An 8,340-nucleotide genomic window follows, 5' to 3' on the forward strand; every position below is an offset into this window, starting at 1 on the left:
ACTCGCAGAACTGCTGCATCGAGAAAATCTCGTCGTCGCCGTGCGACCAGCCCAGGCGGGCCAGGTAGTTCAGCATGGCTTCCGGCAGATAGCCCTGCGCCGGATATTCCATCACGCTGACCGCACCGTGGCGCTTGGACAGCTTGGCACCATCGGACCCCAGGATCATCGGCAGGTGGCCGTATTCCGGCAGCGGAGCACCGATCGCGCGCAGGATATTGATCTGGCGCGGCGTATTGTTCACGTGGTCGTCGCCGCGCAGAACGTGGGTGATTTTCATATCCCAGTCGTCCACCGCAACGCAAAAGTTGTAGGTCGGGGTGCCGTCCGGACGCGCAATCACCAGATCATCCAGCTCCTTGTTGGAGATGGTGATCGGGCCTTTGACCACGTCATTCCAGGTCACATCGCCGTCCAGCGGATTCTTGAAGCGCACCACCGGCTTGCGGTCGGCAGGAATCGCCGGCAGGGTCTTGCCCTCTTCCGGACGCCAGGTGCCGTCATAGCGCGGCTTTTCGCCGGCCGCGGTGGCCTTGTCGCGCATGGCCTGCACTTCTTCCGGCGAAGAGTAGCAGTGGTAAGCGGTACCGGCGGCCAGCATCTGGGCCACGACTTCGCGGTAGCGGTCCATGCGCTTCATCTGATAGAACGGGCCTTCGTCGTGGTCCAGGCCGAGCCACTGCATGCCGTCCAGGATGGCCTGTACGGCTTCCGGGGTCGAACGTTCCAGGTCGGTATCCTCGATGCGCAGCACGAAAGTGCCGCCAAAGTGACGGGCATAGGCCCAGGAATACAGCGCCGTGCGGGCACCGCCCAGGTGCAGGAAGCCGGTCGGGCTCGGTGCGAATCGGGTACGGACTGGAGTAGCTGGTGCGGTCATTTCTATCAGCGTGAGAAAAGATGTAAAGGCGATATTTTACCCGCAAAGCCCTTATACTCGAACCGGACAATAAAAAGGAGCCCGACTTGAAACATTCCTCCCGCCTGATCGCCTCCGCCAGCCTGCTGGCCGCCCTCCCCGCCTTCGCCCAGCCGGACCGCGTTGCGGCCGTCGAACAGGGCTTGCTGCCCGCCGTTGTGATCCAGGGCACGATGCCGGTCAAGCGCAAGCTGGCCGACGAGATGGCACGGCTGGGCGTTCCGGGAGTGAGCGTGGCCGTGATCCACGGCGGCGGCATCGAATGGGCAAAAGCTTATGGTGCGGTGACGACGGGCGGCGCGGCCGTCACGCCCACCACACTATTCCAGGCCGCTTCCATCAGCAAGCCGGTGACGGCGATGGCCGCGCTGAGCATGACCGAACATGGACAGTTCGCGCTGGATCAGGACATCAACAGCTACTCCCAGCACTGGAAACTGCCCAACAATAGCGTGACCGGCACACCGGCCACGCTGCGCGAGCTGCTGTCGCACACCGCCGGCACCACGGTACACGGCTTCCCCGGCTATGCGAGCGGCACGCCGGTGCCAACGCTGGTGCAGCTCCTGAACGGCGCGCCGCCATCGAATACGCGCGGCGTTCACGTCAGCACCCGTCCCGGCAGCGTCTGGCGCTATTCCGGCGGCGGCTATGAAGTGGTGCAGTACATGATGCAGGAGCGCAGCAAATCCACCGACTTTGCCGCGCTGATGGATGCCGCTGTGCTGAAGCCGCTGGGCATGCGGGACAGCACCTACGCCCAGCCGCTGGCGCCGGCGCTGTTGTCGCGCGCAGCCCTGCCGCATGACGGTAAAGGCAAACCGATTGCGGGCGGTCCGCACACCTATCCGGAACAAGCGGCAGCTGGCCTGTGGACTACGCCAAGCGACCTCGCGCGCTTCGCCATCGAAACGCGCCTGTCGGCCGCTGGCCAATCGAACAAGGTGCTGTCGCAATCGATGACGCAGCTGATGCTGTCGCCGGTCATGTCCGGCTTTGGTCTTGGCCTGCGCATCGACGGCGATGGCCAGAGCCAGACCTTCAGCCATGGCGGCTCCAACGCCGGCTACCGCGCCACGATGGTCGCTTACACGGAACGTGGCGATGGCGTGGTCGTGATGACCAATGGCGAAAACGGCGACGAGCTGGCGGGAGAAGTAGTGCGCGCCGTGGCGGCTGAATACAACTGGCCTACCCAGCGCATGAAAGAGAAGCGCGCCTTGCAGCCAACGGCCGAACAGCTGCGCGCCCTGCCCGGCAAATACGAAGTTGCGGGTGCTGGCGACTTCACCATCCGCCGCGCCGGCGACGGCCTGGTGGTCGAGCTGACCAGCGACAGCAGCGAGCCAATCTACGCGGGACCGGGCAACAGCTGGTTCATCCTGTCGCGCGATCTGGAAATGCAGTTCGAAGGCGCGGGCAACGGCCGCATCGTCGGCAACGGCGTCGACATGCCGTTCACCCGCACCAAATAAGGCTTACTTGACCGTGACGTGAATGGTCTTGCTCAGGCCTTCGCCGTAGGACTGGTGAGCGCCATTCGCGAATTGCATGGTCAGCTTGTACTGGCCGGGCGGCAGTTTCACTTCGGTTTCGGTCTGGCCTTTGCCGAAATGCATATGCTGCTCGTCGACCGGGATCACTTCGCCCGACTTCATGCTTTCGGCGTTGATGAACAGGTGATGATGGCCGGTGTTGGCGCTCATGTCGCCCGCCGGCTTCACATCCATGCCATTGACGGCGAACTTGACCTTGAACGGGCTGGTCACGGTGGCGCCGTCCGCCGGCTCGACGAAGGATACGGATTGCTGCGCGGACGCCGCGAAGGCAATACCACTCAAGGCCATAGCCAGCATGGCGCGCTTAACGATTGCTTGCATGTGTCTCTCCAAGAATTGATGGTCCTACGTACTTCATGACGAGCCCCTTCGGGCCAACTACCCAGCCCGCGCCAGGCGACGCGAAACTGACTGCATTGATTGGCGTGGTATCCAGAACCGTCCAGCTCTTGCCCGCGTCGCGCGAGATGCCCGAGCCGGCAAGGCCGCCAGCCACGAAGACCTGCGGCGCGCCAGGCACCGCGGCGACCGCCGACATATAGCCGACCGGTTGCACCGCAGCCGCTTGCCAGGTCGCGCCGCCGTCTTCGCTGCGCGCGCCGTTCAGCGTTCCCAGCGTGGTTTCCTTGTAGTCGCCGCCGACCGCAAAGCCGGTGCGCCCATCGCGGAAGCCAATAGAGAAGCCGCCTTTGGTCGATGCGCCGGCAGGAATCGGCAGCGCCGAGGCGTGCCAGTGCTGGCCGTGGTCGGTGGAATGAAACACGCGCGAAGTCGCAGCCGCGCCGCCGGTGACGAACCATGCATCGCTGCTGCCTGCTACGGTCAGGCAGGTGCCGCTGGCAGCGAAGGCGCCTTCGTCCTTCTGCGCCGCAAGGCCTTGCGGGTCGGTCACGCGCTGCCAGGAATCGCCGCCGTCTTTGGTGGTGAAGATGGTGAAAGCGCCGTTGACTGCGTCGCCGAAGACGATGCCGTTGCGGGCATCCCAGAAAGCGATGGCGTCCCAGAAGCCGGTCTTGTCCGGATTGACAATCAACTGCTGCCAAGTCGCGCCGCCGTCTTTGGTTCGGTACATGCGAGATGCTTCGCCAGGACCGGCGGACATAATGATGGCCGTGCTCGCATCGAAGGCCTGGATATCGCGGAAGTCCAGCGCATCCGCATCAGGCACGGGGAGGCGCTTCCAGGTCTTGCCGCCGTCCAGCGTACGCAGCACCGTGCCTTTGGCGCCACTGGCCCAGGCCACGTTGGCGCTGATGGCGGAGATGCCGCGCAACTCGGCCTCGCTGCCGCTGGTTTGCGGCGCCCACGACAGCGGAGCGCTTACCGGCGCCGGGCCGGCAGCGGGAGCCTGCTGCGCCTGGACGTGCCGCGCAAGCCCAATCACGCCGGCCATCGCGGCAACAAACGTCGCCGCCACGGCGGCCACCCCATGATGCAAGCGGCGCGCGCCCATCAATCGTTTTTAACCACGATGGAGGGGAACTTGCTGGTCATGTCTTTTGCCTTCTCCGCGACCTTCACGGCGATCTTGCGGCCGATCTCTTTATAGATTGCCGCCACAGGACCATCCGGATCCGCGACCACGGTCGGCGTACCGGAATCGGTCTGCTCGCGGATCGACAGCTTCAGCGGCAGCGCGCCAAGGAATTCGACGCCGAAGTCCGCGCACATCTTCGCGCCGCCGCCTTCGCCGAAGATCGCTTCGGTATGGCCGCAGTTCGAGCAGATATGGGTGCTCATGTTTTCAACCACGCCAAGGATCGGGATACCGACCTTCTCGAACATCTTCAGGCCCTTGCGCGCATCCAGCAGCGCGATGTCCTGTGGCGTGGTCACGATGACAGCGCCGGTAACCGGCACTTTCTGCGACAGGGTCAGCTGGATATCGCCGGTGCCCGGTGGCATATCGACAATCAGGTAATCCAGGTCGCGCCAGTTGGTCTGTTCCAGCAGCTGCTGCATGGCCTGGGTCACCATCGGACCGCGCCATACCATCGGCTCGTCCGGATCGATGAGGAAGCCCATCGAGGTCACCTGCACGCCGTGGTTCTCCATCGGTTCCATGGTCTTGCCGTCGGCGGTGGTCGGACGGCCGCTCACGCCCAGCATCATCGGCTGCGACGGACCGTAGATATCGGCATCCAGCACGCCAACCGACGCGCCTTCCGCAGCCAGCGCCAGCGCCAGGTTGACCGCCGTGGTCGATTTGCCAACGCCGCCCTTGCCGGAAGCGACAGCGATGATGTTCTTCACGTTCGGCATCAGCTTCAGGCCGCGCTGAACGGTGTGAGAAATGATTTTGGTGTAGACGTTCAGCGTCACCTTGCCGCCCAGCGGCGCCAGGGCGGCCAGCACGGCGGCGCGAATGCCGTCGATCTGGCTCTTGGCCGGGTAACCCAGCTCGATGTCCAGCGAAATATCGCTGCCTTCGACCTTCAGGTTGCGCACGGATTTGGAGGACACATAGTCCTTGCCGGTGTTGGGGTCCAGGACGTTGGCCAGTGCGGCCTTCACGTCTTCTACAGTGATGCTCATGTGATTCTCCGTAAGTGATGCCGCAGTCTAGCGCAAAATGGACAGAAATACATCGCAAGACCCCACGAGATGCCCGGGAGTCCCGTCCGCTGGTAGAATGCTCTTTTTAGCCACCTTATTAGCGCATTAACCATGACCCGCAAGCTGTTTGTCACTACTGCCCTGCCTTACGCTAACGCTGCCTTCCATATCGGCCACATGATGGAGTACATCCAGGCCGACATCTGGGTCCGTTTCCAGCGAATGCAGGCCGAGGGCAATGGCCTGCGCGAGGTGCATTTCGTGGGCGCCGATGATACGCACGGCACCCCGATCATGATCGCCGCCGAAAAGGAAGGCATCACCCCACAGGAGTTCGTGGCCAAGATCGCTGCCGGCCGCCCGCAGTACCTGGATGGTTTCCATATCGCTTTCGACAATTGGTACTCCACCGATTCGCCGGAAAACGTTGAACTGTCCCAGGGCATCTACCGCAAGCTGCGCGATGYGGGCCTGATCCAGACCAAAACCGTTGACCGCTTCTTCGATCCGGTCAAAGGCATGTTCCTGGCCGACCGTAATATCAAGGGCGAGTGCCCGAAATGCGGCGCGAAGGACCAGTATGGCGACAACTGCGAAGTGTGCGGCGCGGCTTATCAGCCGACCGACCTGGTGAATCCATACTCGGTGTTCACCAATGCGACGCCGATCCTGAAGCCTTCGGAGCAGTATTTCTTCAAGCTGTCCGACCCGCGCTGCTTCGAATTCCTGCGCGACTGGCTGAACACGCCGGGCCGCCTGCAGCCGGAAATGGTGAACAAGGTGTCCGAATGGCTGGGCGAAGCCGGCGAGAAGCTGGCCGACTGGGATATCTCGCGTGACGCGCCCTACTTCGGCATCCCGATTCCGGACGCACCGGGCAAATACTTCTACGTCTGGCTGGACGCGCCGGTGGGCTACCTGGCTTCGCTGAAGAACTACTTCGGCAAGAAAGGCATCGACTACGACGCCTTCCTGCGCGATCCGAGCGCCGAGCAGATTCACTTCATCGGCAAGGACATCGTATCCTTCCACCTGCTGTTCTGGCCTGCGATGCTGAAGTTCGCCGATCATCCGACCATCGAGCGCATGCGCGTGGCGGTGCACGGCCACCTGACTGTGAACAATGAAAAGATGTCCAAGTCGCGCGGCACCGGCATTTCGCCGCTGCGCTACCTGAACCTGGGCATGAATCCGGAATGGCTGCGCTACTACCTGGCTTACAAGCTGAACTCGCGCGTCGAAGACCTGGACTTCACCGGCGACGACTTCGTGGCCCGCGTGAATTCGGACCTGATCGGGAAGTACGTGAACATCGCGTCGCGCTGCGCCGGCTTCATCGCCAAGAAGTTCGATGGCAAGCTGGCTTCTTCGCTGTCCGATTCCTCGATGGAGTGGATCAAAAAGGCGCTGCTGGCTGCCGACGGCACCGAGCGCCAGGCGACCATTGCCGCCAACTTCGAGTCCCGCGAGTTCGGCAAGGCGCTGCGCGAGATCATGGAAATCGCCGACGTCGCCAACCGCTTCGTGGACGAGAACAAGCCGTGGGTGCTGGCCAAGGACGAGTCCAAAGTCACTGAACTGCATGACGTCTGCACCACCGCGCTGATCCTGTTCCGCCAGCTGTCGATCCTGCTGTCGCCGGTGCTGCCAGGCGTGGCCGCCAACGTGCGCAGCTTCCTGAACGACGCGCAGTTCGTTTGGGCGGATACCGATTTCGCTTCCGGCGCTGCCTGGAAGCCAATGCTGGGCCGTACCATCGGCGCTTACAGCCACCTGATGACCCGCGTTGACGCCAAGATGATTGAAGACCTGTTCGAGCCGGCGCCTGCCGCTGCTGGCGCACCTGTTGCCGCTGCTCCGGCCGCTGCCGAAACCGCAGCCACCGCACCTGCCGGCATCGAAGAACTCGCGCCTGAAATCTCGATCGACGATTTCGCGAAAATCGACCTGCGCATCGCTAAAATCGTTAACTGCGAACTCGTGGAAGGCGCCGGCAAGCTGCTGCGCCTGACGCTGGACGTGGGCGAAGGCCGCCACCGCAACGTCTTCTCCGGCATCAAGTCCATGTACAAGCCGGAAGACCTGGTGGGCAAGCTGACCGTGATGGTTGCCAACCTGGCGCCGCGCAAAATGAAGTTCGGTATTTCCGAAGGCATGGTGTTGGCCGCTTCCGCAGCCGATGAAAAAGCCAACCCGGGCATTTACATCCTGAATCCATGGCCTGGCGCCGAACCGGGCATGCGTATTCGTTAAGCCATGGACTTATTGGTTCGGGAAGCGACTGCCGACGACTGCCAGTTAATTGCCGACCTCACGCGCGCCGCGTGGGCCGGCAAAGTCAGCGTCACTTCCAGCGGACATCGTGAAACCGCCGTCGTCGTTTCGGATCACCTCCGGGACGGCGGCGGTTTTATTTTGCAGGACGGCGACTGYCCGATTGGCTCGGTACGCTGGCTGCCCCTGGATTCCGAACCCGATGTGTGGGAAATCCTGCGCATGGGGGTGTTGCCCGACTACCGCGGCACCAATCTGTCCCAGCATCTGCTGGAAGCCATCATTCACCATGCGCTGGCGATCGGCGTCGAGGAAGTACGCCTCGCGGTCCGTAGCGACCAGCCGCAGCTGATCGATTTTTATACCGCCTTCGAATTTCAGCTGGCCGAGGAGCTCGAATACTCCCACGCCAATCCGCTGGAGCCGCCACCGCTGGTGATGCGCCGCCGTCTTCGTTAGATCGGCTCAATCGGCCACTGGAAATGGCGCAGCAGGACCGACTGGAAGGGATTGGGCTGCGGGCTTAGCCCAATATATGAGTCGCCCTCCATCTCGATATCAAGCCTGACCTCCAGATCGACAATAATCTGCTGACGCTTGTCGGCCAGGGCCATCTCCAGCAGGGGCATGGGAACGAAGCCCGGCAGATCGACGTGCACGGCGCGCGACTTGTTTTCCTCGTTAATCAAGGTGCGTAACTCCGTATTCGATCCAAGAATCGTCGGAACGGATGAATTATTGAGGAACTGCAGCGCAGTCTGGCGCAGGAAAAGATGGCATTTAGCCCATTTATCGTCGGCGGCCCAGATCGAATCATAAAAGCCGGTCCAGCCATCAATGCGCCCAAACAATTCCACCCAAGGCCGGGAACGCCAGCGGTTATTTGCGGACGATGGTAATCGGCTTGGGTCGAGAATAAAGGTCGCAATGGCGCCGATATTCCGATGAATAAGCGGATCGCCGCCATAATTAATGTTTCCGAAGAGATGCAGGCCATCCGATTCGAATTGCCTCTGCAAGCCACCATCATTG

8 protein-coding genes are annotated in these 8,340 nt (G+C 62.2%); 3 read left to right on the top strand and 5 right to left on the bottom strand.

Annotated features, from left to right (window positions below; genetic code table 11):
* Positions 1–880 (bottom strand): glutamate--tRNA ligase (gene gltX / locus AB4Z11_RS15030; protein WP_442026051.1); only part of this gene is annotated, 880 nt, incomplete at its 3' end.
* An 86-nt stretch (positions 881–966) separates the two neighbouring features.
* On the opposite strand from gltX, the gene AB4Z11_RS15035 reads away from it, so the two are divergent.
* Entirely contained in the window at positions 967–2,394 is a 1,428-nt protein-coding gene (locus tag AB4Z11_RS15035) for a serine hydrolase domain-containing protein (RefSeq protein WP_442026052.1), read from the top strand.
* 3 nt (positions 2,395–2,397) lie between these two features.
* Here AB4Z11_RS15035 and AB4Z11_RS15040 read toward each other — a convergent pair whose 3' ends face one another.
* Genes AB4Z11_RS15040 through apbC form a run of 3 tightly spaced genes read right to left on the bottom strand, consistent with a single transcriptional unit; the run spans position 2,398 to position 5,013 of the window.
* Positions 2,398–2,799 carry a DUF4399 domain-containing protein gene (locus tag AB4Z11_RS15040; RefSeq protein ID WP_442026053.1) on the bottom strand — a complete coding sequence of 134 codons (402 nt, stop codon included), beginning with the start codon at positions 2,797–2,799 and terminating at the stop codon, positions 2,398–2,400.
* On the bottom strand, positions 2,783–3,931 hold the full coding sequence (locus tag AB4Z11_RS15045) for a WD40/YVTN/BNR-like repeat-containing protein (protein WP_442026054.1): 1,149 nt from the start codon (positions 3,929–3,931) through the stop codon (positions 2,783–2,785). The genes AB4Z11_RS15040 and AB4Z11_RS15045 overlap by 17 nt, the downstream gene beginning before the upstream one ends.
* On the bottom strand, positions 3,931–5,013 hold the full coding sequence (gene apbC, locus AB4Z11_RS15050) for an iron-sulfur cluster carrier protein ApbC (protein WP_442026055.1): 1,083 nt from the start codon (positions 5,011–5,013) through the stop codon (positions 3,931–3,933). The genes AB4Z11_RS15045 and apbC overlap by 1 nt, the downstream gene beginning before the upstream one ends.
* Before the next feature lie 132 nt (positions 5,014–5,145).
* Here apbC and metG point away from each other — a divergent pair, with 132 nt between their 5' ends.
* Positions 5,146–7,287 carry a methionine--tRNA ligase gene (metG, locus tag AB4Z11_RS15055; RefSeq protein WP_442026056.1) on the top strand — a complete coding sequence of 714 codons (2,142 nt, stop codon included), beginning with the start codon at positions 5,146–5,148 and terminating at the stop codon, positions 7,285–7,287.
* 3 nt (positions 7,288–7,290) lie between these two features.
* Positions 7,291–7,767, top strand: a complete 477-nt coding sequence (locus tag AB4Z11_RS15060; RefSeq protein WP_442026057.1) for a GNAT family N-acetyltransferase — start codon at positions 7,291–7,293, stop codon at positions 7,765–7,767.
* On the opposite strand, the gene AB4Z11_RS15065 is transcribed toward AB4Z11_RS15060, so the two are convergent.
* Positions 7,764–8,340, bottom strand: a 577-nt coding sequence (locus AB4Z11_RS15065) for a hypothetical protein (RefSeq protein WP_442026058.1), incomplete at its 5' end; no start/stop codon positions are given. The two genes, AB4Z11_RS15060 and AB4Z11_RS15065, sit on opposite strands and share 4 nt — an antisense overlap.

Origin of the sequence: Pseudoduganella sp. RAF53_2 (assembly GCF_052113985.1) — a bacterium.
Lineage (GTDB): Bacteria > Pseudomonadota > Gammaproteobacteria > Burkholderiales > Burkholderiaceae_D > Rugamonas.